Origin of the sequence: Cerasicoccus arenae, assembly GCF_014651635.1 — a bacterium.
In the GTDB taxonomy this organism is placed as follows: domain Bacteria; phylum Verrucomicrobiota; class Verrucomicrobiia; order Opitutales; family Cerasicoccaceae; genus Cerasicoccus; species Cerasicoccus arenae.
In genome coordinates this window covers 52,799-77,688 of the sequence record NZ_BMXG01000007.1, presented here as the reverse complement: position 1 = coordinate 77,688, position 24,890 = coordinate 52,799, and the positions used below count along the sequence as shown (strand labels likewise).

At 52.0% G+C, this 24,890-nt stretch carries 20 protein-coding genes; 7 read left to right on the top strand and 13 right to left on the bottom strand.

Going from position 1 to position 24,890, the window contains the following annotated elements:
- The first annotated feature begins 36 nt into the window (after positions 1-36).
- Positions 37-798: a hypothetical protein gene (locus tag IE065_RS07150; protein ID WP_194500010.1), complete on the top strand. Its 762-nt coding sequence runs from the start codon at positions 37-39 to the stop codon at positions 796-798.
- Between the two features lie 11 nt (positions 799-809).
- On the opposite strand, the gene IE065_RS07145 is transcribed toward IE065_RS07150, so the two are convergent.
- The 10 genes from IE065_RS07145 to IE065_RS07100 all read right to left on the bottom strand — a co-directional run bounded on the left by IE065_RS07145 (position 810) and on the right by IE065_RS07100 (position 11,506).
- Entirely contained in the window at positions 810-1,304 is a 495-nt protein-coding gene (locus IE065_RS07145; RefSeq protein ID WP_189513359.1) for a nuclear transport factor 2 family protein, read from the bottom strand.
- A complete protein-coding gene (locus tag IE065_RS07140) occupies positions 1,301-1,768 on the bottom strand; it encodes a hypothetical protein (protein ID WP_189513357.1) in 468 nt (155 codons plus the stop codon). The genes IE065_RS07145 and IE065_RS07140 overlap by 4 nt, the downstream gene beginning before the upstream one ends.
- 165 nt (positions 1,769-1,933) lie before the next feature.
- Positions 1,934-3,265 carry a histidine--tRNA ligase gene (hisS, locus tag IE065_RS07135; protein ID WP_189513354.1) on the bottom strand — a complete coding sequence of 444 codons (1,332 nt, stop codon included), beginning with the start codon at positions 3,263-3,265 and terminating at the stop codon, positions 1,934-1,936.
- Between the two features lie 59 nt (positions 3,266-3,324).
- Positions 3,325-4,200 carry a DMT family transporter gene (locus IE065_RS07130; protein ID WP_189513352.1) on the bottom strand — a complete coding sequence of 292 codons (876 nt, stop codon included), beginning with the start codon at positions 4,198-4,200 and terminating at the stop codon, positions 3,325-3,327.
- Positions 4,201-4,253: 53 nt separating this feature from the next.
- Entirely contained in the window at positions 4,254-5,225 is a 972-nt protein-coding gene (locus tag IE065_RS07125; RefSeq protein WP_189513350.1) for an NAD(P)/FAD-dependent oxidoreductase, read from the bottom strand.
- A gap of 3 nt (positions 5,226-5,228) precedes the next feature.
- Positions 5,229-6,128, bottom strand: a complete 900-nt coding sequence (locus IE065_RS07120; protein ID WP_189513348.1) for a TIGR01777 family oxidoreductase — start codon at positions 6,126-6,128, stop codon at positions 5,229-5,231.
- A gap of 63 nt (positions 6,129-6,191) precedes the next feature.
- A complete protein-coding gene (gene def / locus IE065_RS07115; RefSeq protein WP_189513346.1) occupies positions 6,192-6,767 on the bottom strand; it encodes a peptide deformylase in 576 nt (191 codons plus the stop codon).
- Between the two features lie 107 nt (positions 6,768-6,874).
- A complete protein-coding gene (locus tag IE065_RS07110) occupies positions 6,875-8,983 on the bottom strand; it encodes a methyl-accepting chemotaxis protein (RefSeq protein WP_189513344.1) in 2,109 nt (702 codons plus the stop codon).
- A complete protein-coding gene (locus IE065_RS07105; protein WP_189513342.1) occupies positions 8,980-10,281 on the bottom strand; it encodes an urea ABC transporter substrate-binding protein in 1,302 nt (433 codons plus the stop codon). Before IE065_RS07105 ends, IE065_RS07110 begins: the two co-directional genes overlap by 4 nt.
- Before the next feature lie 46 nt (positions 10,282-10,327).
- On the bottom strand, positions 10,328-11,506 hold the full coding sequence (locus IE065_RS07100) for an ATP-binding protein (protein WP_189513340.1): 1,179 nt from the start codon (positions 11,504-11,506) through the stop codon (positions 10,328-10,330).
- A 304-nt stretch (positions 11,507-11,810) separates the two neighbouring features.
- Between IE065_RS07100 and IE065_RS07095 the strand changes: the two genes are divergently transcribed.
- The 3 genes from IE065_RS07095 (at position 11,811) to ruvB (ending at position 15,721) form a co-directional block, all read left to right on the top strand.
- Positions 11,811-13,169 carry a hypothetical protein gene (locus IE065_RS07095; protein WP_189513338.1) on the top strand — a complete coding sequence of 453 codons (1,359 nt, stop codon included), beginning with the start codon at positions 11,811-11,813 and terminating at the stop codon, positions 13,167-13,169.
- A 151-nt stretch (positions 13,170-13,320) separates the two neighbouring features.
- Complete coding sequence (murA, locus tag IE065_RS07090) at positions 13,321-14,625, top strand: UDP-N-acetylglucosamine 1-carboxyvinyltransferase (protein WP_189513336.1); 1,305 nt, start codon at positions 13,321-13,323, stop codon at positions 14,623-14,625.
- Positions 14,626-14,680: 55 nt separating this feature from the next.
- Positions 14,681-15,721 carry a Holliday junction branch migration DNA helicase RuvB gene (gene ruvB, locus IE065_RS07085; protein ID WP_189513334.1) on the top strand — a complete coding sequence of 347 codons (1,041 nt, stop codon included), beginning with the start codon at positions 14,681-14,683 and terminating at the stop codon, positions 15,719-15,721.
- A gap of 31 nt (positions 15,722-15,752) precedes the next feature.
- Here the strand turns inward: ruvB and IE065_RS07080 are convergent, their stop codons facing one another.
- Entirely contained in the window at positions 15,753-16,499 is a 747-nt protein-coding gene (locus tag IE065_RS07080; RefSeq protein ID WP_189513331.1) for a class I SAM-dependent DNA methyltransferase, read from the bottom strand.
- Positions 16,496-17,182, bottom strand: coding sequence for a 16S rRNA (guanine(527)-N(7))-methyltransferase RsmG (rsmG, locus tag IE065_RS07075; RefSeq protein ID WP_189513329.1), 687 nt, complete (start codon positions 17,180-17,182; stop codon positions 16,496-16,498). The genes IE065_RS07080 and rsmG overlap by 4 nt, the downstream gene beginning before the upstream one ends.
- A 104-nt stretch (positions 17,183-17,286) precedes the next feature.
- On the opposite strand from rsmG, the gene IE065_RS07070 reads away from it, so the two are divergent.
- Positions 17,287-21,228, top strand: a complete 3,942-nt coding sequence (locus IE065_RS07070; RefSeq protein ID WP_189513327.1) for a methionine synthase — start codon at positions 17,287-17,289, stop codon at positions 21,226-21,228.
- 68 nt (positions 21,229-21,296) lie between these two features.
- The gene (locus IE065_RS07065; RefSeq protein ID WP_189513325.1) at positions 21,297-22,205 is read left to right on the top strand and encodes a polysaccharide deacetylase family protein; all 909 of its coding nucleotides are present in this window, start codon (positions 21,297-21,299) and stop codon (positions 22,203-22,205) included.
- Positions 22,206-22,245: 40 nt separating this feature from the next.
- Here IE065_RS07065 and IE065_RS07060 read toward each other — a convergent pair whose 3' ends face one another.
- Entirely contained in the window at positions 22,246-24,348 is a 2,103-nt protein-coding gene (locus IE065_RS07060) for an ATP-dependent helicase (RefSeq protein ID WP_189513323.1), read from the bottom strand.
- 266 nt (positions 24,349-24,614) lie between these two features.
- Between IE065_RS07060 and IE065_RS07055 the strand changes: the two genes are divergently transcribed.
- Positions 24,615-24,845 (top strand): hypothetical protein, encoded by a 231-nt coding sequence (locus IE065_RS07055; RefSeq protein WP_189513321.1) that lies wholly within the window; start codon positions 24,615-24,617, stop codon positions 24,843-24,845.
- The last annotated feature ends 45 nt before the right edge of the window (positions 24,846-24,890 follow it).

Genomic DNA, 24,890 nt, shown 5'->3' with positions numbered 1-24,890 from the left:
TCTATCATGAATTTTCCCTACAATTCTAATTTACGAATGACCAGTCACTTTCGGACAATAATATTTTTCTTATTCTCCGCAATCGCCGTACAAGCCCAGTTTTCATCTTCGGACTTACAGGATTTGCTAAACCGCTATCGGCAAGCACGAGCGGAATCTTCTGCATTTTTAAATATTCGCAGTGTCGCTATTATTGGTGAAATTCAGCAGGGTGGGCAAACTTACTCTTTTGAATTGAACCAGAAGGATACTGGGGAGATTCGCTACACGCTTACTCTGGACGAAGAAACAATCATTCAAGTGCATGATGGGCATGATGGCTGGCGCTGGATTTCTGGTCGACCAGAATTGGGGGCCAATCTGCTTACTGATGCGCAACTTCGATTTTTTCGTTTAAACAACTCGTTTCACACACCACTAGATCGCCCGCAATTGTATGATTTCGATGTGAGATACTTGGGGGTCGAGATTAATGATAAATCTGAGCCAGAGCATCATGTGCAGCTTAGCAGTGAACGTTTTGGCGACACTGTTGACGTTTGGATCGACGCCATTGATTTTTTGGAAAAGCGCCGTTCGTATCGCCCAAATGAAGAAGCTGAACCCTTGGTAACGACTTTCAGCGATTACCGTAAAGTCGACGGGATTTATACGCCTTACACCATGGAATCGGTGTTCAAAGACAAGCAACTGGCTCGCATCAACATTACCAAAATTAGACGCAACACGGGCATGCTAAGTTTTTATTTCACGAAGCCCAGCACTTACCAAAAAGTGAGCAAGGAAGACCTCAATTAGTCTGCGGAAAATTAGTTAATAGGCTGGGCTGAACTAATCAACCAGTTGCCATCTACCTCTTCCAATTCTATGCGATAACGCCCCGAATGCCGTTCTGTTTCACCGTTCACCTTGGCTTTGGCCGTGACGTTGGCGGTTACAATGGCAGATGTCTCGTTCTGCAATGTCATTTGACGGCTCCCCAAGGAGACCTCCGCCTCGGAGGCATACTTGAGCAAATACATAAACATGCCACTGACCGCATTTTGATCAGTGATGGCGGCTTGTCCTGGCCAGGCGATCAAATACGGCTTCTCGGTAAAGTATCCTGAAAGCTTCTTGGTGGTCGTTATCTGAGCTAACTGTGGAGCCCGCTGCTCATAGGAAACAAGCTCGCATAGGTCATCGAGGCGGGAATTAATGGCACCTTCAGGCCCAGATTCACCTGAAAGAATGAAAAAGAGGGCAATCGCTGCCAACCCAATAACCCCCAAGGCAACTTTTAGATTCTGCTGCAGCCAGATCATCGACGGCTACTGTTCTCGGCTCGATAATTCATCATGGGCGTATCCTCAAAAGACCTTATCCGCCAAGATGACTGAAACTTTTCCAAAACAACGACGTGCCGATCGGATCGAACGACAGTTCCGTAAAAAGTATCTTCTCCTGGTGGATCGACGCGCATCTTTTGGAGAACCGTCAATGTGACGGATTTACCGTCATTGGAAAATTTCTTATCTTTGAATTCATACCAAGTAAATCGGACCTCGCCATTGATCAGATCTTTTCGCTGTTGCCCGGCCTTAAACGGCTCCAGCGCACTATTATCAGCGACAAGGGTTTTGATTCTTGAGGGTTCTGAATCAAGCAACGCTGATGCATAGCGTTTATAGACCATGGCTTCTGCGCTGAAATTCGTGACTAGAAACGTATAGCCAAAATAGCCAGCGGCTCCAAGCACGATGATTCCAATAAGATTTTTAAGCTTCATGGCATTTCCTATAATTAGATTGTCACCATTGAGTTATCACCTCGTAACTGTGATGACAATACGAATTGCCGCCCGTGAATCCCAAGGCGTCCTATATACATCTTATTAGCTAAAACTTTGCATATTATGCATATAAGCGCAGAATTTCACTCGGTTCGTGAATAATTAGCCTTCCCGCCATAGCGCCAGCACGCTACCGACCAATTGTGCGGCAGGGACTGCCTTTTGCTCGCCGGTACGCATATGCTTCACTTGGACAATGCCTTGTGCGAGCTCTTCCGGCCCATAGACCAGCGTAAAGTCTGCCCCGGACTGGGCCGCTTGTTTAAATTGCTTACCCATGCCTGCCTCGCGAAAGGGCAGTTCTGCGCGTAATCCTTGGCGCCGCAATGCGTAGGCGTCTCCAAGGGCCGCCTTAAAACCAGCATCTCCGGTGTAGACGAGGAATATATCAGCCTTGTCAATCAGCCGGGGAAGACGGTTAACCTCTTCCAAAAGGTCGCGTAGGGTGACATCGCCCATGCCGAAACCCACTGCGGGCATCGCAGAGCCGCCAAGCTTTTCCAGCAAATCGTCATAGCGTCCACCGCCAGCTAACGCCCGGCCTTTACCCACTGTTTGAAAGGCCTCAAATACAAATCCCGTGTAATAGGCCAGCCCGCGGACAATACGTAAGTCGAGCTTAACGAAGTCATTGAGCCCAGCGGCATCAAGCAGGTCCAATAGTTCGCGCCAAGCGTCTAAGCGGCCATTTAATTTATCATGAGACTCCTCGCTCAGATCCATTTTTGAGAGAAAGGCAGCGATTGCTTCAACGTCTGGTAGTTGCTGGAAATCAGTGATCGCTTGAAAGGTCTTGGCTGGATCGGGGGCACCGAGTTCACCGAGTGCGGCAAGCGCTTTTTCCGGGGGCATACGCTCCATCTTATCGATGATGCCCAATGCGCCAGTTGCCTGTTCGCCGGTAAAGCCCAGGCTTTCAATGAAGTAGAACCAGAGATTCCGGTCACTCAGGCGGACAATGAACTCATCTCTTTGGAGGCCTTGAGAACAAAGACTCTCGACCAGCAAACCGATCACTTCGGCGTCAGCAATGGGGCCAGCTTCACCGAGAATGTCTGCGTTAAATTGATAAAAGGAACGGAGGCGGCCTTTTTGTTGGCGCTCGTAGCGAAAGTTTTCACCAATACTATACCACTTGATGGGACGGGGAAGGGCATTTGCTTTTGCGCTGACCATGCGAGCCAGCGTGGGAGTTAGCTCAGGTCGCAGTGTAACGGCGCGTCCGCCCTTGTCCTCAAAATTAAAAAGCTGGCCAGCGATCTCGTCACCAGATTTCGCGGTTAAAAGCTCAAGGGACTCAAGTATTGGGCCGTCGTATTCCTGAAACCCAAAGCGTTTGGCGCATTGCCGCCACACTGAAAACAAGTGATTGCGCAGCGAACAATCTTCAGGGTAAAAATCACGGAATCCGGGTAATGTCTTATGTGTGGCCATGGTGGTTCGCTTAGGTGGAAAAGCGGAAAACCGTAGGCCCATGCTACGCTAGCGCAATGCTAAATCAGCACGAGGATGATTGATGCCACAAGTAACATCGCACCGACTAAGCGTCGCCCCATGACCTTACCGCCCGCATCGCGTTCACGGTTGCCAAACCAACTGCCGATGATCCAGACGAGAATAATGCCCCATAATCCTCGCGAGGCGTAGATAATGTTCACGGCTGTTGCCTCACCCCAGAAAGCAATCGATATCCCAATTCCTAGTGCCTGAAGGGACATCAAGCCCGCTCCGCCGATCAGCCAGGGCCAGGCTTTGCGAGGAATTGCGTTCATTTTCCCTTCAAAGAATGGTACGAGCAGTATTGATTCCAGCAACATCACCGCGTTAACCACGCAGAGAAACCACCCAGGCCCAAATGAAATTGCATGCTTCATCACCAGTGCGTCTGTAAGGCCGAAAATAGCCGATGCCGACAGGGCCAACAATGCCGTTCGCCAGACCGCGCGACGGTTTGACCAGTCAGAAAAACCTAAGAGAAAAATGGCAACCGCAGTCAACCCAGCTCCGATCCACCAGTGTAGTGGAACAGTCCCCGCACCAATAATTACGGTGAATGTGGCGACGAAAACGACTTTGGTCCCCATCATTGGGGCCTGCACCGAGACATCGCCAAATTTAATCGCTGAGAAGGTTAGTACGTGCCCAAGGAAAAAGCCGGTTCCGGCTAGGATTGGCCATTGGACGGCCCTCCAGTCAGGCGGTTCATTGGCCAATAGTGCCAAAGGAGCAAAAACCAAAAAGAAGCCTACATTTGCCACAAATGAAAGCCGCATAATGCCAACGCCTTCTTCCAATGCGCGTTTGCTAAAGAGTGAAGAAACCGCATACAATGCGGCGGATAGTGCAGGCAATAGGTAGTGGATTGGCATAGGCAGTGAAAACGCAAAGCCGTGCCGGCCGACACGTTTATTAGTCCAAGGTTTTATATTGTCGCCGCAATCGCGTCTGCCGCAAGCAAACCAGACATGGCGGCACCTTCGACACGAGGTGCATTAAAGCTGTCACCCGCCATCCATAGGCCCAGTGGTGGGTCGCCAAAGAAATCGCGATCATGTTCAGTCAAACGGTGGGCAAATTTCCAGCGATGACCTTTGACTGAAAGGATTTCTGCCTTAAGCCACGGCTTTGCCGCGGCCACAAGCAGAGGCAACCGAACGTCATCTGGAGCATCAAAGTATTTCTCGGCAAAAGCAGGGCCGCTATGAATTGTAATTGCTGGGCGCATCGAGACGCCTTTTTGCTGGTTGTCGCCCATCCATGAGATTGGTTCCTGATCGTCGAATTTAATACGTCCTGGAGCAGGCAGTCCGCTAGGTCGATTAAGTTCAACCATAGCGACGATGCATTTGGCATAATGAATTGAGCGAAGGAACTGCTCGTCAGCCGTGGCCAATTGGATGCCACCTGCGTCGATGATTTCCATGGCTTGAGGGACTGGAGCATTGATTAAAAGTTTGGGAGCCTGATAGGTAGCACCTGACTTCGTGACAAGCGTCCATTCACCATCTGCTCGCTGAGCGGAAACCACCTGCGACTCTCGGTGCAATTCAAGGCCAACCGCCAACTGTTTGGCAATGGCAGTCATCGAGGGCATCGCAGCGTAGCGCATCAATGGGGCTTCGTCAGCGAGTTGGTCGAACCATAGTTTGATCAATCCTTGCTCTAGCCAACGGTCCACCCATTGCTTGAAGCGTGGATTACGCACTGTAAAAAACTGAGCACCATGATCATAGGCTGCCTCACCATCACGCCTAGTGGCCATGCGCCCACCAACTCCGCGACTCTTGTCGAGAATCGCGACACGCAGGCCATGCTGATTTGTCAATTCGTGCGCCGCCAATAGTCCGGCAATACCGGCACCGATTACGAGAACATCAATCTTCTCAGAGTTCATAGATTACTTAAGCATATCCCGTAAAGCTGCGTCGAGTTTCGGAAACTGAAAATCGAATCCTAATTCGGTTAGTCGCTTCGGAATGGATGGAGAGTCCGCGAGCAGGGTTTCATCAACCAGTTCGCCAAAGGCCAATTTGAGGGCAAATCGAGGGGCGGGCAGCTTCGTCGGACGATTGAGTGCCTTGCCTAAAGTATCTGCAAACGCGGCATTTGTTATGATCTGAGGAGCAGTCAGATTAAATGGGCCGGTTGCTTGGGAATGGTCTAGCAGAAAAAGAATCGCACGGACTACATCATCCAGCACGATCCACCCCAGTCGTTGTTTTCCTGAGCCAACAGGCCCACCAAGACCGAGCTTGAATGGCAGTAGCATTCGGGCAAGTGCTCCACCTTCAGGCGATAGAATTACTCCAAGGCGTGCGATAACAACCCTTGCCCCAAACTCTTCTGCTCGATGCGCAGCTGTTTCCCACTCTCGACAAACATCTGCTAGGAAGCCCGGACCTAACGGGCTGGATTCATCGCATTCCTGGGCAGGCTTAGGACCGTAATAACCAATCCCAGATGCTGAAATGAATGTCTTGGGCGGCATCGATACTTTGCTAAGTGTATCAATGAGCAGCTTTGCACTTTTGATACGGCTATCTCGGATTACTTGCTTGCGGGATGGTGTCCAGCGTTCATCAGCCACACCAGCGCCTGCTAAATGGATAACCGCTTCAAGACCGTTTAGTTGCTCGGTCGGTAGTTCACCCTTTTCTAGATCCCAAACGACACCTTCAGGCTGCGAGCTTCGGGAAATAGGGATTACGATATTTCCGCGCTTTCGAAGGGCAGCGTTTAGAGCAGTCCCAACGAGGCCGGTGGCTCCGGTGATTGCAATACGTTTTGAGTTCGTCATCCGACTCTCAACATTGCATCATTTTAGCCATGTGCAAACCAACAAAGGGCTCGTGTCAGCAACTCAACCGTAGTGCTTAATCCAGTCTCGGGTCGAGCGCTTGAGTTTCTTGATCTTGGTCTGAAGTGGGCGCAAAGTCAGAGGCGTCATATGATCAATGAAGAGCACGCCTTGCAGGTGGTCGTTTTCGTGGAGAATAACGCGAGCAAAGAGGCCATCGCAGACGATGGTATGGGATGCGCCCTCAAGATCTTGATATTGCATCTCGACAACCGTATCGCGAACGACTTCGCCACGGATACTAGGGAAGGACAAGCAGCCTTCCTCGTAAGGTGCACTGGGCTCACGGGTGACGATCTGTGGGTTGACCACGACGAGCGGCATGATCAGCTCAAGGGGCGGAGACTTGCCGTCGATCTCATAATGAAATTCTATTGGCCGATCACCGAGCTGGAGATCCATCACAAAGATTTGCTTGGCGACATCGACTTGCTGCGCGGCTAGTCCGATGCCTTCTTCGTCATACATGGTCTCTAGCATGTCACGGGCAAACTGCTTAAGCTTGTCGTTAAACTCGGTGACGCTAGCACCTTTTTCGCGGAGGATGGGTTCGCCGTATTGGGTTACGCGGAGGATCATTTCGTATGTTTGTAAGTTCTAAGCTTGAAACGTTGAAAATTTTGAGACTCGAAGGCAAAACCGAAAAAACAAATTACAAACGGGCTAATTTTTGCCCACTTGCGTTTTTAAGTCTGAAAACGCGTAATTTCGGAGCGTAGGACGTCGGCGCTACGCTTCAGGTTCAGAATCATGCGATTGGTTTCACGGACTGCGTTAGCGGTTTGCTGGGCGGATGTGCTCAGTTGCCCCATGGCTTCGTTGATCTGGCTTGCGCCTTCTGCCTGGCTTTCCATTCCCTCTAAAATCATATCGAAGCGGGGGGGGAGTCCTTGCACTTGCTGAATGACGTCCGTTAAACGTCCGCTAATATCAATGATTTCGCCGACACTTGTGTCCACTTTTCGGGAAAACATACCCATATTTTTTACCCCGTTTTGGACAGCTGCAAGCATGTCTTGAACGCTTTGCTCAATCTCAAGTGTGGAGGATGCAGCTTGATCGGCGAGGCGGCGAATTTCGATGGCAACGACGGAAAAGCCGCGCCCATGCTGACCGGCCTTTTTTGCCTCAATGGCTGCGTTCAGCGAAAGTAAATTGGTCTGATCGGCGACTTTGGTCATCGTTGCGATGACGCTGGTTATCGCATGTGCACGCTGATTAATAACATCCAGTTGTTCGGCGACTTCGTCATTGGCGATACCTAGCTCTTTCATCGATGTCCCAATAGCAGCGAGGACGTCCAGCCCAGACTCCGCTTTGAGTGCGGTGTCCTGAGTGACAGCGTTCACCTGTTTCATGGTCTCGGCCAACTCGCGCGATGTCGTGGAAATTTGCTTGGCTGTGGCATTGACTTCCACGGAGGCGGTGCCCGTTTGCTCTGCGGCAGTTACCTGTTGTTGAGCCGATGCGCTGAGGTGTCGCGAGGCCCCACTAATTTCTTCTGCTGTGACTTTGACCTTCCCCACAAGTGATTTAAGATTCGTGGCCATCGTTTGAGCGGCGGCGGAAAGCTGGCCAATCTCGTTACGTGCCTTGCAACGAATTTCTGCAGTCAGGTCGCCTTCGGCCAGTCGGTGCGCAGCATCGGTCAAGCCAGCGATTGGTTGAGTAATGCCTCGTGACATTAATAGCGCGGCGATAGCCACGACAAATAGCGTGATGCCCGCAACCAGAATAGACGCTTGCAGGAGATGATTAACCGGCCCGAAAACTTCGTCTCGGTCGATTTTCAAGACGAGACCTAGGCGAAGGTTCGGCAAGTAATCCCAGATAGCAACCACTTCCTCTCCGCGGTAATCAACATCCAGATCTCCACCGCTCATGCCTCGTATAGCTTTCTGCGACGGGCTTAATTGCTGCCCGGGATTGGGCTCGTAGTCGGTGATTTTGCTAAATGCCAGAGTCTGATCACTTCGTAGATTATTGAGCGCAATAATGTCCTCACCTCGTTTGGCGATAAACATGACTTCGCCTGTTTCTCCTAGGCCAGTGGTGTCTTCTATGACCGAAAGCAGTTTTTTGTTTTCGGGCACAAGGGCGACTGCCCCGAGCAGGATGCCATCTTCGAGTACTGGGCTGGTGATGAAGAGGGCTGGTTCCTGTGTGCCGGGAAATCTATCGTAATCTCCAGCTTGCACGCTCATCAGCCGGATCGAGCTTTCAAACGACTTCGCGAGCTCATTCTCGCGGTTGCTTTCGTCCCGCAAATCACGATATTCCTGTGGAATAGCTGGGTCGCTATAGACAACCACGCCTTCATTGTTGATGAGGCAAATTTGTTTAAAGCCTAACTTACTGCGGAGGTCGCGCATGATCGGCCGTGCGAACTCGTTCACCTCAAGGTAGGTTGTATCTTGCTCAATGGTAGGCAGATCAATGGCGGTCATTTCTTTGAGATAGAGTAGGCTGTACTGAACCGCAGGGCTATCAGCCACCAGCCCAACAATGTTCTCAACTTCCTCCAGATATGCGCGTACTTCGTTGAGCTGGAGATCGGCAATTGAGGCCAAATATGTACCCTCTGTCTCTAATAGAGCCTTACGCGCCAGCAGATACTGAACGACACTGACAATAATCAACGGGGCCATGGCGATGGCCAAGAAGTAGATCATGATCTGCCGGAACAATCGACGCCCCGCTTTAGGCGCACGTTTTGACTCGGTCGCAGTCTTTGTTGCTGGTCGGCTCTTGCGGCCAGCAGATAGAAACGTGTGTGGCTGTTGTTGATTGCTCATTCGGGGGGCGCACTCCATTGGCCATTCCAGCCTTTTTTGAGCATGGCTAGGTATTCGTCCCAAGACTCCATTGGCCGAAAAATGGGGTAGGGGGCAGGGCGTACTGGGGCATCGCTCTGCCACTCGACTTCAAATTGGCCGTCCTGTTTGATTCGACCAATACGAGCAGTCTTATAAATGTGTTGATTCTGAGGGTCGATAAAAACGATCCCTCCTGGAGCTTGGAAACTGCGATTGCCAAGCTCATCTAGAACTACATTGGGCTGAGTCATCTCCACAGTGATGGACTCTTTATCGAGGGCAGCCTTTTTAACGGCTTCCGCCCATAAATACACCGCACTATAAGCTGCCTCAACAGGATCGGAGGTCACGCTATCTTCGCCATATTCCTTTTTAAAGTTATCTACAAATCGCCGGTTTTCGCGGGTCGGTACTGATTGGAAATAGTTCCAAGCGGCGTAGTCGTCAGTGAGCAAATGCTTTTCCATACCCATGCTCTTGAGTAAGTTCTCGTCGACGCTAAATGACATTGTGGGGACATCTTTTGACTCGATCCCAGCAGCCCGAAGTGCGCGAAAAAAAGCTACATTACTGTCACCGTTAATCGTGTTGAGGATGAAATCAGGCTGAGATTCCTTAATGTTTGCAACGATTTCTTCGACATCTTCAGAACCCAAGGGGAGATAGCGCTCGCCAACAATTTCGCCGCCAAGGGCCTTAATTTGATCTTTGATAACTTCATTTGCTGTGCGTGGAAAAACATAGTCTGAGCCGACCAGATAAAAGCGCTTTGCGCCCTTATCTTTCATTGCCCAGTAAACTGCAGGGATTATTTGCTGGTTCGGTGCTGCGCCCGTGTAGACGACATTGGGGGAACTTTCTGCCCCTTCATATTGAACTGGATAAAAGAGCAGTCCGTCGTGTTTCTCAAGAACAGGGATCATTGCTTTTCGGCTGGCTGAGGTCCACCCACCAAAGATAACTGCGACACCCTGACGAGCTAGCAGGTCTTCCGCCTGTTGTGCGAATATTGTTTCATTCGAGTGACCATCTCGCACAATCGCTTCGAGCTTGATGCCTGGTAGGTAATTGCTCTCGTTAATCTCCTTGATCGCGAGCTGAACAGCGTCAATCACGTGCTCCTCGGAGGAGGCCATCGTGCCAGTGGTGGAGTGAAGGATGCCTACTTTGACGGTTTGCTCCTTTTGTCGTTCGCCACAGCCGGCTAAGAGCGCAATTGCTGTGGCCAATAAACTGAGCAGATAAATGCGGGTCATCGATGAGATATATTTCGGCATCGCGGTGTAAGCATCAACCTAAAAGGCAAGCGGATGCCGAGCCTAATCAGGCAATATGGTCAGGTTGCTCGATCGGCAGGCTCACAGTGAAGGTGGTGCCTTTGCCTGTTTCAGTTTCAAATTCCACTGTGCCACAATGAGCTTCGACGATAGATTTGACGATGGCAGAACCTAGCCCAGTCCCACGGCTTTTACCAAATGTAACGAATGGCGTCCAAAATTTATTGCGAATCTGTTCAGGGATACCGTTTCCGTTGTCGGTAATGGTAATCACTACGTGGTCGCCTTCAGATTTGGCGAGAAGCGAGATTATTGCATCTGGCTTGTCTCCCAGTGCGTCCACGGCGTTGCCAACAAGATTCTGAATGACGCGCAGCAACTTGTTTTTTTCCGCCTCAATGGTGAGATCGACAATATCCATCTCGATCTGGAGGTTTGCTTTTACGAAGGAGGGTTCGTTGAGTTCACGGAATTCTTCAAAAAGCTGTGTTAGGCTGACTTGACTGAAAATGAGCTTTTGCTCGCCTCGAGAGAATTCGGAAAGCTCGTTGGCCATCTCAACCATGCGATCGACTTGAGCGGCGATGTTGGTGCAAATTTTAATTGTTTTGGCGTCTTCCTTATGGCGACTCTCCAGCATTTGAGCGCCTAATCCTATGAGGGTGAAGGGGTTCTTGAAGTCATGGATAATGCTGTTCACCATCGTGCCCACCAAACTCATTTTCTCCTGCTGGAGCATGTCATCGAGATAATGGCGGGTCGTCTGATGAAGATGATTAACAATGCTGCCCAAGATTTGTTCAATCGGTCCAGGTGTGCGTTTAATGAACGTCAGGAGGTCTTCACGGTAAATTTTAGCAATGCGGACCTCTCCCTCTGCAATTGCGCTCAAGGAACGAGGGGCACCAGTGAATATCCCAATTTCGCCGAAGAAGTTGCCCTGTTTTGCGGTCGAAATAATGCGTCGTCGATTATCTGGCGTTTCGGCCGCAAAAGCCACCGTGCCTTCCAGCACTAGACACAGACTGTCCGAAGGGCTTCCTTCCAAAAAGACGACTTCTCCGTCAACATAGCTGGAGACATCCGCCTGGTCGACGAGCTGCGCCACACTCTCTTGATCAGAGTTGCGAAAAAACGGATGATCGTTGAGGTTCATACGATCGTTCAATTCATGACTGTTCAGGTAGGCGAAGGTGCGTCCACATGGATTAAACTCTAGTCCCATCGGTGGTCAGGTCTAGCCCAAAAGTAACGCTACTCCCGATTGGTGAGGAACTTCTGTTTCTTTAATGGGTCTAAATCATACCAGACGTTCAAGTTAATTACGAGATTAACCACATTCAACGTCAGTCCTGACGGCATTTTGCGCTTGTATGATCCGCAGCAATGCGTATCACAGGAGGCTTTCGGGCTAATTGGTTTTGAAGCCATTAGGACTTTTTTGGTCATCTCATCCGTACCCGAATTTGGCGCGGCGCCTTTTAAATCTATAGTTGAGCGGCCGGCCACCCAACACCTAACAACGAAGTATGCCTTCATTCGAACACACTAATTCGCAGCCTAAGGCGCGAAAGGACGATAACTATCGTCCAGGCGAAGATGCGACCACACCGGACGCTTCCGCCGAAGAAACCAAAAACATCGGCCTCGGACAGGAACGTCTGTCCTGGGGCGATTTAGCTAAAGAACCCGAACCGACTGAGCCCGAAGAAACCTCTGTAGCAGCTGAAGCTGCTACAGCACAGGCCCAAGTCCAACCGATACTTGAAGAGGAATCCCTAGATGAGTTTGATATGACTGACTACGACCCCGAAATGGATGTAGCAGTTGAAGGACTCGCAGAAGACGATATCACAGCAGAAAAAGAACCAGAAGTTGCAGCAACCGCGTCCAAAACCGAACCAGTTGCTCCAAAGGCGGAAACACGTCGTATTGACGATAGTGGCTTGCCGGATCCTGGCCCTGCACTGCTGCAAAATCGCTCAGAAGTGTCGAAATCGTCCTCTAGCCGGAAACGCAACCGTCCGGAGGCGAGTAAGTCGAAAGAGGTCTCTGGTTACCCAAGTCTAGTCGAATCTCCTGCCGCTTTTGAAGAAAAGCTCAGTGGTCGTCTAGCAGACGGTAAACCTGAACGGAAGCGCCACACTGCTCCAAAACGAGAAACCGCTCCAACTGACGGTGTCACCGACGAAGCTGCCAAGTCTCCAACGGAATCCTCGGAAGACGGACCAAAACCAAAGCGTAAGCGCAGTCGTAACCGTAAAAAGAAGCCTGTAGAGGGCGAAGCGGCCACGGGATCTAGCGATGTGAGCCCAGACGGCCCTCGTTCAGAGCGTGCTCCGCGCAACAACGATCCACGCTCTGGCGATCGTGGACCACGTTCAGGTGATCGCAGCCCACGTGGCGACCGAGGACCACGTAGTGATCGAGGACCACGCTCAAATGAGCGTGGTACCCGCACCAGCGAATGGAAGCCCCGTAATGAGGCTGCTAGCTCCAGTGCCAAACCAGTAGCTAAGGCTGAAAAGGGTTTCCTTGGTGCAGTTAAGAAGGTTTTCCGCTCGCTCTTTGGCGGTGCAGAAGCGCCCAAAGCTGAAGCAAAGCAAGAACCATCAGCTCGCAGCGATCGTCGTTCGGACGGTCGGCCGCGTGGAAAAGGTTCTAATCAGAATCGTGGGCCTCGTGGGGGACAAAATCGCAACCAAAGCCAGAACCGTGGACCTCGCACTGATCGTCCTGCTGGTGAAGAGGGTGATCAGCCAAAGCGCCGCCGTGGTAAGCGTGGTGGTAAAAACCGTCGTAGCGGGCCACGTCAGGATGGGCCACGCCAAGATGGCTCAGGCCAGAATAGCCGCCGCGACAGTCGCCCCCCCGCCTCCGATTCTTAATCGAAGCAACGCCTAATTTTCAGCGCCGTTCCGTAATTGGAGCGGCGCTTTTTTTGAACTTTTGCACAATGACGTTGAACCCGAGGCGGCCTTCATTTTGGCTAGCCAAGTTGGTTAACGCGATGAGCGCGCTAGCCGCGTTATTTTATTCATGGATGTTTTTCGTATTAATGGGGGCCGCCCCCTTCGTGGCGAGGTAACCGTTAGCGGGGCAAAAAATGCATGTTTGCCCATTTTTGCTGCTACTTTATTAACGGGTGAAACGTGCGTCATTGAAAACGTGCCGGACCTATCTGACCTCCGCTTCATGGCAGAGATTATTGAAAATCTTGGTGCTGAGGTCGAGCGCCCCGACAAGAACACCTGGCGCATCACTGCGAAAAACATCACTCATCGCGCCCCCTACGACCTAGTCCGTCGCATGCGTGCGAGCGTTTGTTTGCTGGGGCCACTCGTTGCCCGACTAAAGAAAGCTGAAGTTTCGCTGCCTGGTGGCTGCGTCATTGGCCCGCGCCCAATCGATCTGCATCTGAAAGGTTTGGCCAAGCTCAATTGCGAGGTGGATGTCCGTGCGGGCTACGTTCACATCGACGCAAAACGCGCGAGGGGGGGGCATGTATTCCTTGGTGGCCGACATGGCAGCACGGTCACTGGCACGGCAAACATTTTAATGGCCGCCGTACTTACGCCGGGTGTCACGCGTATCGAGTCTGCTGCCTGCGAGCCTGAGGTCGTTGACCTGTGCAAAATGCTCCTTTCCATGGGGGCGAAGATCGAAGGCGTCGGCAGTCATTGCCTGACAATCGAAGGCGTGGATAAGTTGAATGGCACGACTTACCGTGTGATCGACGACCGCATTGAGGCAGGAACGTATTTGATTGCCGCCGCGATGCTGGATGCCGACATCACCGTCAATGGCGCGCATCCAGAAGATTTATCGGCTCTCCTTGACAAGCTGGAGGAGGCCGGGGCCGATTTTTCCATCGAACTCGGTGGCCGTATCCGGATGCGAGGCACCCCCGGCACGTTGAATCCGGTCGACGTTATCACATTGCCGCATCCAGGATTTCCGACCGATCTACAGGCGCAAATGTGTACGCTAATGAGCGTTACTCCGGGCCTATCGATCATCACAGAGCGCGTATATCCGAATCGTTTCATGCACGTGCCTGAGCTTCAGCGCATGGGAGCAGATATTGCCATCGAGGGTGCCAGTGCGATCGTCAAAGGACGTCGAAATCCGCTCTCTGGTGCCCCCGTCATGGCGAGCGACCTTCGGGCAAGTGCAGCCCTAATTTTGGCGGCGATGGCAGCTCACGGCGAAACCTGGGTTCAGCGCATTTACCATCTTGACCGTGGCTACGAGAATTTTGACGAAAAACTCCGCGGGCTTGGTGCCGATGTGGAGCGGCTCAATCAGGATCAGATGCCCAAAGATCTCTCGGGCGAAAGCTAGGGTGCCTTGCTGGAAAATTCTTTCGTTTCCCCAGCAATCCAGCTAACACTCCACTATGCCCGACGAAGCCAAAGGAACGGATTACCTCTCGCAGGTGCTTGAAGCACCCGAGACTGCGGTGGAAAAAGCGCTGCGTCCTCTGAGCTTCGCCGATTTTTCCGGGCAGGGCAAAACCAAGGAGCGGCTTGAGGTAATGGTCGGTGCGGCGAGCAAGCGCGGTGAAGCGTTGAACCACATTTTGCTGCATGGCCCGCCAGGACTCGGCAAGACAACCCTCGCTCACATTCTCGCGCACGAAATGGGCGCTAGTTTGCGACTGACCAGCGGTCCCGTTATCGATAAGGCAGGCGACCTCGCCGGGCTACTTACTGGACTACAGGAGGGCGACCTGCTTTTCATTGACGAGATCCATCGCATCCCCAAGGCCGTCGAAGAATATCTCTACTCGGCAATGGAGGACTTTCGCATCGATATTATGATCGACCAAGGCCCCAACGCGCGCAGCGTTCGCTTGTCGATTCCTCGTTTTACGCTCGTTGGCGCGACAACTCGCACGGGGCTCCTCACCGCGCCATTACGCAGCCGGTTTACGCTTCAGACCCGCCTTGATTATTACGATCGCGCCACGCTCGAAAAGATCGTCCGCCGAAGCTGCAAACTGCTCAATGTGGCGATTACAGACGACGGAGCGGCGGAGATCGCAGGCCGTGCTCGAGGTACGCCGCGCATCGCAAATAATTTGATCAACTTTGCCCGCGACTTCGCGGAGCAACGCGCCGATGGCGAGATCACGGGTTCCGTTGCCTCTTCAGCATTGGAATTGCTAGAGATTGACCGCAATGGCCTCGACGAAATGGACAAGCGTATTCTTCGCCTCATGGCGCAGAATTACAAGGGTGGGCCAGTCGGTCTCGGCACCGTTGCTGTCGCAGTGGGGGAGGAAGAGCACACGCTCGAGGAAGTTCACGAGCCGTATCTAATCCAAGAAGGCTACCTTGCTCGTACCCAGCAGGGCAGAGTGCTCACGCCGAAAGCATGGGCCACGATTGGTATCAAGCCGGAGAGCGCTAGCGGTCAGACCTCGCTTTTTGAGTAACTCGCCGGTCAGTGACTTGGGCGATAATGGCTTATTGAGCGAAAAGCCTTGCACGGAAGCCAACGAAGGAAGGGTAGTTATTGGTGCGCTCATAATAGTCTGGAAAGTGATCTTTCACCGTGTCCAACATCCGCGCCTCCCTGATCCGCTCAATCACGAAGCCATTGGCGAACAGAGCTTCGGAGATATTTTCAAAGGTATGATGATAGGCGGTCAGTTGCATGCCCGCCATATCGAAGGTATAGGGCTTGTTGTGAAAATAAGGTGTAATGGTCCTGGCATTCGATAGGCGCTCGTGGGAGTGGGACACTTCGTCCACAGGGTGGTGCATCGTAAAAATGAACCGACTGTTCGGTCGGAGCACGCGCGCGACTTCGGCGAAAATCGGTCCGAGGTCTTGCTCGTAGTGTAACACCAGAGCGCTGACGGCTATGTCGAACGAGGAAGCGGGGTAGGGCGTCGCCTTGATGTTGGCCACGGAAAAATCGAGATCGGGGTTTTCTGTGCGGGCAATATCGATCAACGTTTCGGAGAAATCGACACCAACAGCAATGTGGCCTTGATCCCGCAGCCAGCGCGTCATCAAGCCGCTTCCACATCCAAGGTCAACCACTCGCCCAGCAGCCAAACCATCAAACAGCGCCTCGATCATGGGTTGATCGAGGTAGCGGTTCCACGAACTGTCAGCCTCACGTCCGCGTTTGGCGTGATAGGCCGCGCCATAGCAATCATACATGTGCTGATTCTTATTGGCGATCATTAGATCGTTTTCGCTCATTTCGAACGAATTCTGTGCTGTATTGGAATGACGGGGGGCTTACGCGCCTGTGGCAGATCCTGTGCGCGGAAGTGCAAAAGATATTTACCAGCAAACTCTTCACCGGGCAGGAAATCATCGATCGGCCATACGTGGACAGGCTTGATTTTTAGCTTATCCACTTCCTCCGCGTATTCTCCACCTTTCCAATAGAGTAGGCCGTTTTCGAGCGAGTGCTTCTTGCCGCGGCGACTCAGTTTTCGGACCCAATTGACGAATAATGGCAGTTCTTTGACGGCTCGTCCCGTAATGAAATCGAATTCTCGATTTATGCTCTCAGCCCTACAGTTGCGCACTTCGACATTTTCGAGATTCAGCTGTTTGGAGATGTCTTCAACAACCTTGATCTTCTTGCCCACAGAGTCGACCAAGGTGAAGTGAGCCTGAGGATAGCAAATGGCCATCACCAAACCAGGCAAACCGCCACCTGTACCAACGTCAATCACCCGTGCGCCAGCCATAAGCTTGAGCACTTTGGTGACGACTAGGCAGTGCGCGAGGTGCTTTTCTTCGAGCCGGTCTATATCCTTACGCGAGATTAGGTTGATTTTGGCATTCCAGTCACGCATAAGCGCGGACCATGCCTCAAGCTGCGTCCAGGTTGGTTCAGTGATTTCAGGGAAGTGAGTTTTTAAGCTTTGCACGGTTTGAATATTGGCAAGTTATGCCAACTGGATTTAAGACAAGCAATCGCAACTTCATGCTTGCAACGCATCAAAATATCCGAATTTATTGATGCGTTATTTCCATGTCTCAAAAAGCACACACCAAACCGTATACGGCCAAGGGCCAGCTGCTCGTTGATCTGCTGGCAGAACGCATTGTATTCCTAGATGGTGCCATGGGCACCATGATTCAGCAATATAAGCTGGCCGAAAAAGATTTTCGCGACGAATCCCTAGCGGATGCCCCAGGTGACCTCAAGGGGAACAACGACCTGTTGAGTATCACTCGGCCAGACGTGATTGCGAAGATTCATCAGCAATTCTTTGAAGCTGGTGCTGACATCATTGAGACGAACACTTTTAGCGGCACAACGATCGCTCAGGCCGATTACAAGCTCGAACACCGCGTGCGGGACATCAATGTGGCCTCTGCACGATTAGCCCGAAAGGTGGCGGAGGAAATTTCAGCCAAAGAAAATCGGCCAACTTTTGTTGCAGGTGCTATAGGCCCGACGAATCGTACGGCATCGATTTCGCCGGACGTCAATCGCCCTGAATATCGCGCGGCTACCTACGACGATCTTTATCAGGCATACTATGACCAGACTGAAGCTCTTGTTGAAGGAGGCGTCGATTTGCTCTTGCCGGAAACAACTTTTGACACGCTCAACCTCAAGGCCTGCCTGCACGCTATAGCAGACTTTCAAGATACGTTGGACGAGCGCCTGCCGGTCATCGTTTCGGTGACGATCACCGACCAATCTGGGCGCACACTTTCGGGGCAAACGGTTGAGGCATGCTGGAATTCCATCCGCCACGCCAAACCGCTCTGTGTTGGCTTGAACTGCGCACTCGGTGCCGACCTGATGAAGCCCTTTCTCGAAGAGCTTTCTCGTGTCGCCGATTGCTACGTTCACGTTTACCCGAATGCCGGTCTGCCGAATCCACTTTCCGACACCGGTTACGATGAAACCCCTGCGCACACCAGTAGCGCGGTCGGGCAGTTTGCCAAGAATGGCCTTGTGAACCTAGTGGGGGGGTGCTGCGGCACCACGCCGGGGCACATCGCGGCTGTCGTCAAGGAGCTCAAGCAATACCCCCCCCGCAAGATTCCAGTCGCCAAGCCTGCATTACGCCTCAGCGGCTTAGAAGCGCTCAATATCGACGAAAGCACGGGCTTCGTAAATGTCGGCGAGCGCACTAATGTGACTGGCTCCCCGCGCTTTAAAAAGCTGATTAAGAATGACGATTTCAATGGCGGGCTCGCCATTGCCCTATCTCAAGTGGAGAGCGGCGCGCAAGTCATCGACGTTAATTTCGACGAAGGCATGCTAGATGGTGAAGCCTGCATGACGCATTTCTTGAACCTCATTTCTTCGGAGCCGGATATTTGCCGCGTGCCGATCATGATCGACAGCTCGAAGTGGTCTGTCATTGAGGCGGGCCTGAAATGCGTGCAAGGTAAGTGCATCGTCAATTCGATCAGCCTGAAGGGTGGCGAGGATGAGTTCCGTGCACAGGCTAAGAAGATCACGCGCTACGGCGCGGCGGTCATCGTGATGGCGTTCGACGAAAAGGGCCAAGCGGATAATAAAGATGACAAGGTCGCTATTGCGGAGCGTTCGTTTAAGATACTGACTGAAGAAGTCGGCATGGATCCTCAGGACATTATTTTTGACCTGAATATCCTCACCGTTGCGACCGGTATGGAGGAGCACAATAACTACGCAGTGGACTTCATTGAGGCTGTTCGCGAAGTTAAGAAACGCTGCCCTGGTGCACGCACTAGCGGCGGTCTCTCGAATGTTTCGTTTTCCTTCCGCGGCAACAACCCAGTGCGCGAGGCCATGCATGCGGCCTTCCTGCACCACGCTTGCGCGGCTGGGCTCGACATGGCGATTGTCAACCCGAGCCTGCTCATGGACTACGAGCAAATGGACCCGACGCTTAAAAAGCTAGTCGAGGACGTCCTCCTGAATCGCGATCCAGAGTCTACCGAGAAACTCATTGATTTTGCCGAAGCGATCAAGGATGGCCGCGTGACCTTGGGCGCTGGTACGCCGGAGGAGCGCATCAATTTGGCCATGCTCAAGGGCATGAACGTGCTCCGCGATCTTTTTGAACGCGCCACCTTAGAAAAAAAACCCGAGATACTTGAGAAATTCTTGGAGTCGGGTGCAGGCGCGGTTCCAGCAGCCACAGAAAAAAAAACGGCTGACGTAGCGATCGACTGGCGTTCCGGCACAGTCGAGGAACGGCTGTCGCATGCGTTGGTCAAAGGCATTGTCATGCACGTTGACGCTGATACCGAGGAAGCGCGTCAAAAATACCCGCGTCCGCTGGATGTCATCGAAGGTCCGTTGATGGACGGTATGAAGATTGTCGGCGAACTTTTTGGTGCAGGGAAGATGTTCCTTCCACAGGTGGTGAAGAGTGCCCGTGTAATGAAAAAAGCCGTAGCCTACTTACTCCCCTACATGGAGAAGGAGAAAGACGGCAGTAGTAGTTCGGCGGGCAAATTTCTTATCGCGACGGTGAAAGGTGATGTGCACGACATCGGCAAGAACATCGTCGGTGTTGTGCTTGCCTGCAACAACTATGAGGTCAAAGACCTCGGTGTGATGGTTGACTGCGACACAATTCTGCGCGAAGCGGAAGAGTGGGGGGCGGATATTATCGGTTTGTCTGGTCTGATTACGCCTTCTCTTGATGAGATGATTTTCAACGCGAAAGAGATGCAGAAGCGCGGCAACAAGCAGCCCTTGTTGATCGGTGGAGCCACTACCAGCAGCGCACATACCGCCATCAAGCTTGTGCCTCACTATGACCAACCCGTGGTAAGGGTGGGGGATGCCTCACTGGTGACTGGTGTCTGTAACTCACTGCTAAACCCGAAGAAGCGCGACGCCTACATCAAGGAGCTTGCGGCTGATCATGAGAAGCATAAACGCCGCTACGAAGAGAGCCGCGCAAAGGTTAAAATCGTATCGATTCAGGAAGCCCGCGCGCATGCGCCACAGATTGACTGGACAAGCTCCCCCCCCCCTCAGCCGGAAAGTTTTGGATTAAAAAGCTGGGACAATATTCCGCTGGATAAGGTGGCAGAATACTTCGACTGGTCGCCGTTCTTTCATTCCTGGGAGCTCAAGGGCTTGTTCCCGAAAATCCTTACTCATGAGAAATACGGTGAGGAAGCGACAAAACTTTACGACGAAGCGTTACGCCTACTCGACGACATTGTCAGCAATCAGCGTTTCCGCTTACGTGGGGTCACGGCCCTCTGGCCAGCACAGTCCCTCGGCGACGATGTGCTTGTTTATTCGCCCGATTCTCTGAGCTCAGGCGTGTTACCGTCAGGGACTTCGCCGTTGGCTCGTTTTCATTTCTTGCGGCAGCAGAAAGAGAAGCTGAAAGCGGATGAGCCGTATTACTGCCTCGCCGATTTTGTGGCACCAAAATCAACGGGCATTGTCGATGCGTTGGGCGGCTTTGCATGCACGCCTGGGGCTGAAGTCGATACCTACGCCAAGACGTTTGAAGAAAAAGGCGACGACTTTACCAGCATCATGATCAAGGCCCTAGGCGACCGTTTTGCCGAGGCCTGCGCGGAGTGGCTACATAAGCAAGTTCGCGATCAATGGGGCTTTGGTGCCCAAGAGGGATTCTCTGGACAGGAAACATTGTCGCGCAAAGCCAATGAAATGAACGACCACGTTGCTTGGATGATCAAGGAACAGTATCAGGGCATCCGCCCAGCAGCTGGTTATCCTGCATGTCCCGACCACACGGAAAAAGACACGCTTTGGGAATTGCTCGATGTCGAGGCGCGCACCGGTATTCGCCTGACTGAAAGCCGCGCCATGTATCCGGCTTCTGCAGTGAGTGGCCTTTATTTCGCTCATCCGGAGAGCCGCTATTTTGGAGTGGGGCTTATCAATCACGAGCAGTTGGAAGACTACGCCGCGCGCAAGGGTGTAACGCTCGAATTCGCCGCGAAATGGCTGTCACCTAACTTGAACGAATAAGTATTACGGTTTAGGCATCTACTCAATACCGGCTTGATGTCCGACTGACTGTTGCTCAGGATCAACCAATGAGTAACGAGCGATCTCCCTATCCGCGCGACCTGCTTGGCTATGGCGGTGAGCCGCCTCATCCCAATTGGCCCAACGACGCTAGGCTTGCGGTGTCGATTGTGCTCAACGCCGAAGCTGGTGCCGAGCTTTCTTTGGCCGATGGTGATGAGAAGAACGAGGCGGTCTACGAGATTCTCGAGCCAATTGAAAACGTCCCCAATCACTGCTTGGCGTCCCACTTCGACTATGGTCCGCGAGTGGGCTATTGGCGCATCATGCGCGTGTTGGATCGTTTCGGCGTGAAGAGCACGGTTAGCTCGGCGGGGCGTACCATTGAACGAGCGCCTTGGTTGGCTCAGGACATTGTAGCCCGCGGTCATGAAATCTCAGCCCATAGTTATCGTTGGGAAAACCATTCGCAAATGTCGGAAGTACATGAGCGTGCAATCATCGACAAAACAATTGCTGCGATTGAAAACGCCTGTGGGGTGAGGCCGCTTGGCTGGCACACCAAAGGAGCGCCATCACCGATAACTCGTCGTTTGTTGGCCGAAAAAGGATTCCTTTATGATTCAGACGCCTACGACGACGATTTACCGCGTATTCAGGCCGTTGCTGGCCGGAACCACGTCATCGTGCCTTATGCCTTTGATACAAATGACATGCGCTATCAGGCTGGGCCTGCGGGCAAATTTTTAAGCGCAGACGATTTCGCCCGTGTCTGTATTGATGCATTCGATACGCTATGGGAAGAGGGCGCTGATCAGCCAGCGATGATGTCGATTGGCCTGCACCCTCGCTACATCGGTCGCCCCAGTCGTATCGGTGGACTCGTCAAGTTTTTGATCCATGCAACGACTAAGGGCGATGTTTGGTTTGCTCGGCGTATCGACATCGCTAAGCACTGGAAACAATTGTTGGGCTAAGCGATCATTGAAGGGAGTGGATGATTGATTGTGAACGTAATCACCAAGCTCCCTGTAAGTGCAATGGCTCATAGAAATCGTCACCGATAGCTTGGATATCTCGCAAAAAACGGCTGGGCTGGAGAAGGCGAGGGGGGCCACCGGTCACTGTGACTTTGGGGTAGCAGAGATAAAGCTCGTTCATTGCACGTGTAACGGCGACGTAGAGCAATCGACGTTCTTCTTCGACGTCACCCTCTTCAATTGCGCGCTTGAGCGGTAGCAGCTCGTCCGCGCAACCCAGAACGAAAACATATGGAAACTCCAGCCCTTTGGCCTGGTGGATGGTTGATAAGCGCAATGTGTCGGAGTCTGGGTCGATTTTCCGGTCGCTGGTCTCGGAATTGAGCAAGACGAGTTGCGTCAGCAGCTCGGTCATCGAATCATAGCGGCTGGCAAATCCGATCAGTGAATCCAGGTCATCGCGGCGGCTTTGCCAGTTCTCGTAGACTGTGCGCAGATAATCGCCATACCAGCCTTCAATGCCAATTTTGACAATCTCTTCGGGGGTCTTGGGCGTGTGCGACGTTTTTTCCTCGGCCAGCACTTCGGCAAACAGATCGCGCTGATGATCCTGAACTGGCGAAAGGGCAGTAATGGCTACTGGTGCGCCGAGCGCATCATGCATGTTTTGGAGCGTGTAGGCCATATCCGTCCAATCGTCGACGGCGTCTTTGGGCACCTTTCCAATTACCGTTTTATCGCTGAGTGCGACAAAGATAGTCACGTTGTCTTTCTCTACGACCTTCTGCGCAAGCTTGAGCAAGCGTTCGGCCGTCTTCGGCCCGACCTTGGGCAATAGGCCAGCAACGCGCTTAAAGCTCGTTTCGTTGCCTGGATTGGTGAGAAACGACAATTGCGCGATGAAATCGCGGATGTGCGCTTGCTCGAAGAAACGCACCCCACTCGTAATCGTATAACCCACGCCCTGACGAGAAAGCTCCATTTGCAAATCCATTGCCTGAAAATGTGCGCGATAGAGGACTGCAATGTCACTTAGCGGCACGCCTTCCATCTGTAAGCCTTCAACACGTCGGAGGACGAATTGCGCCTGTTGGCGAGTGTCCATCGTGGGGACAATGTACGGCCGTTGGTTTGAGCTCTTCGCCGATGCCAATTCCAGAGGATAACCGTCGATGGGGGGGTGCTGAAGCATTAAAGCGTTGGCCAGACGAAGAATCTCCGGGCTTGATCGATAGTTCACTTCGATCTTGTAGATTTTACGCTCGGGGTAGACGTTGGCGAACTTCTCCATGTTTCCGAATTCTGCGCCGCGCCAAGTGTAGATACACTGCCAGTTGTCACCAACGATCATGACATTGCGGTGCTTCTCTGCCATGCGATTAATGATAGCTGCTTGCACCGTGTTTGTGTCCTGAAACTCGTCGACAAGAATGTAGCGGAAACGTGATTGGAGCAGCTCTCGCACCTCTGTATTTTCATTGAGCAGCTTGAGCCAGAGTTCGAGCAGGTCATCGTAATCACAAACCTGTTGAGCGCGCTTCTTGGCCTCGTAAGCTTGAGCGAAAATCGCAAGTTGACCAGGAAGCTGATCTAGCCAGGAAAAGCGCTCCCGAGCGATGTCTTCGGTTAGCTGATTGGTGTTGCGAGCGTAGCTGATCATGTCCAGCACAACTTTTGTTTTAGGGTTTTCCTTATCCTTGGAAAACTTGCCGTCAACTTCCTTGAGTACATCACCAAAGAGACTCTCAGAGTCCCCTTGGTCGAGGATCGTGTAGTTTTTGTCCAATCCAATGCTTTCGCCATACATGCGGAGAATGCGGCTGCCAATCGAGTGGAACGTGCCGCCCCAGAATTTACGGCCTTCCACGCCTGTTAGCTCCTCGACACGAGTCAGCATTTCCCGCGCGGCTTTATTGGTGAAGGTCAGGAGGAGGATTTCGCGGGGCAAAACACCTTTCTCCAGCAAATAAGCAACACGGTAAGTGAGTGTGCGTGTCTTCCCTGAGCCAGCGCCGGCTAGCACAAGAGCTGGTCCATCTGCCGCCGTAACGGCGGCCAGTTGACCGGGGTTGAGCTCAGCTTCGTAATCAATTGGCGCAAAGGCGTCACGCGCCATGCCACGGGGTTCAGCAAAATCCATGTAGGGAGTTTTGGGATAGCTTTGCCGAAATGCGAGTGGTTTTTGAAGTAGTTAGACAGGGAAACGACACAACCACACCTGTCTAAATAATACGCCTAAGCGAGAGGCAAACGCGAGATATTCCATATACAGCATGCTATACGCTCAAAGTAGATAGTTCTATTTCAGCATAATAGACAATAACCATGAATCAATTATGAATATTCCACAATATTATATTTTGCCATTTGACACGAAGCATCGAGCATTGAGAAAACAGTGATCCGATGCTAAGTGTAGCCATATTTCTCATCATTAATATCAGCGAATTAATCGCTGATTTTCGCTACTTCTTTAAAGTCGAATTGAGGAATCACTGGAATCATTTTCTGTACTTAATTTCTTACATCATCTATAAAATTGCGCATTGGTGGAAAACACGTGAGGCTGCGCGGAAAGTTATTGAGAATGAACGTCGCAAAAACATCGCCATGCTGCTTGATCTGCTACGACGCTGATGGTGCCCCCCCCCTCGAACTGATTTTGGATAGAACTTGCAGATT

Bases quoted from the DNA above. Each gene is read 5' to 3' on its own strand.
- IE065_RS07150 (WP_194500010.1), top strand. From the start codon at position 37: ATGACCAGTCACTTTCGGACAATAATATTTTTCTTATTCTCCGCAATC.
- IE065_RS07145 (WP_189513359.1), bottom strand. From the start codon at position 1,304: ATGATCTGGCTGCAGCAGAATCTAAAAGTTGCCTTGGGGGTTATTGGG.
- IE065_RS07140 (WP_189513357.1), bottom strand. From the start codon at position 1,768: ATGAAGCTTAAAAATCTTATTGGAATCATCGTGCTTGGAGCCGCTGGC.
- hisS (WP_189513354.1), bottom strand. From the start codon at position 3,265: ATGGCCACACATAAGACATTACCCGGATTCCGTGATTTTTACCCTGAA.
- IE065_RS07130 (WP_189513352.1), bottom strand. From the start codon at position 4,200: ATGCCAATCCACTACCTATTGCCTGCACTATCCGCCGCATTGTATGCG.
- IE065_RS07125 (WP_189513350.1), bottom strand. From the start codon at position 5,225: ATGAACTCTGAGAAGATTGATGTTCTCGTAATCGGTGCCGGTATTGCC.
- IE065_RS07120 (WP_189513348.1), bottom strand. From the start codon at position 6,128: ATGACGAACTCAAAACGTATTGCAATCACCGGAGCCACCGGCCTCGTT.
- def (WP_189513346.1), bottom strand. From the start codon at position 6,767: ATGATCCTCCGCGTAACCCAATACGGCGAACCCATCCTCCGCGAAAAA.
- IE065_RS07110 (WP_189513344.1), bottom strand. From the start codon at position 8,983: ATGAGCAATCAACAACAGCCACACACGTTTCTATCTGCTGGCCGCAAG.
- IE065_RS07105 (WP_189513342.1), bottom strand. From the start codon at position 10,281: ATGCCGAAATATATCTCATCGATGACCCGCATTTATCTGCTCAGTTTA.
- IE065_RS07100 (WP_189513340.1), bottom strand. From the start codon at position 11,506: ATGGGACTAGAGTTTAATCCATGTGGACGCACCTTCGCCTACCTGAAC.
- IE065_RS07095 (WP_189513338.1), top strand. From the start codon at position 11,811: ATGCCTTCATTCGAACACACTAATTCGCAGCCTAAGGCGCGAAAGGAC.
- murA (WP_189513336.1), top strand. From the start codon at position 13,321: ATGGATGTTTTTCGTATTAATGGGGGCCGCCCCCTTCGTGGCGAGGTA.
- ruvB (WP_189513334.1), top strand. From the start codon at position 14,681: ATGCCCGACGAAGCCAAAGGAACGGATTACCTCTCGCAGGTGCTTGAA.
- IE065_RS07080 (WP_189513331.1), bottom strand. From the start codon at position 16,499: ATGAGCGAAAACGATCTAATGATCGCCAATAAGAATCAGCACATGTAT.
- IE065_RS07070 (WP_189513327.1), top strand. From the start codon at position 17,287: ATGTCTCAAAAAGCACACACCAAACCGTATACGGCCAAGGGCCAGCTG.
- IE065_RS07065 (WP_189513325.1), top strand. From the start codon at position 21,297: ATGAGTAACGAGCGATCTCCCTATCCGCGCGACCTGCTTGGCTATGGC.
- IE065_RS07060 (WP_189513323.1), bottom strand. From the start codon at position 24,348: ATGGATTTTGCTGAACCCCGTGGCATGGCGCGTGACGCCTTTGCGCCA.
- IE065_RS07055 (WP_189513321.1), top strand. From the start codon at position 24,615: ATGCTAAGTGTAGCCATATTTCTCATCATTAATATCAGCGAATTAATC.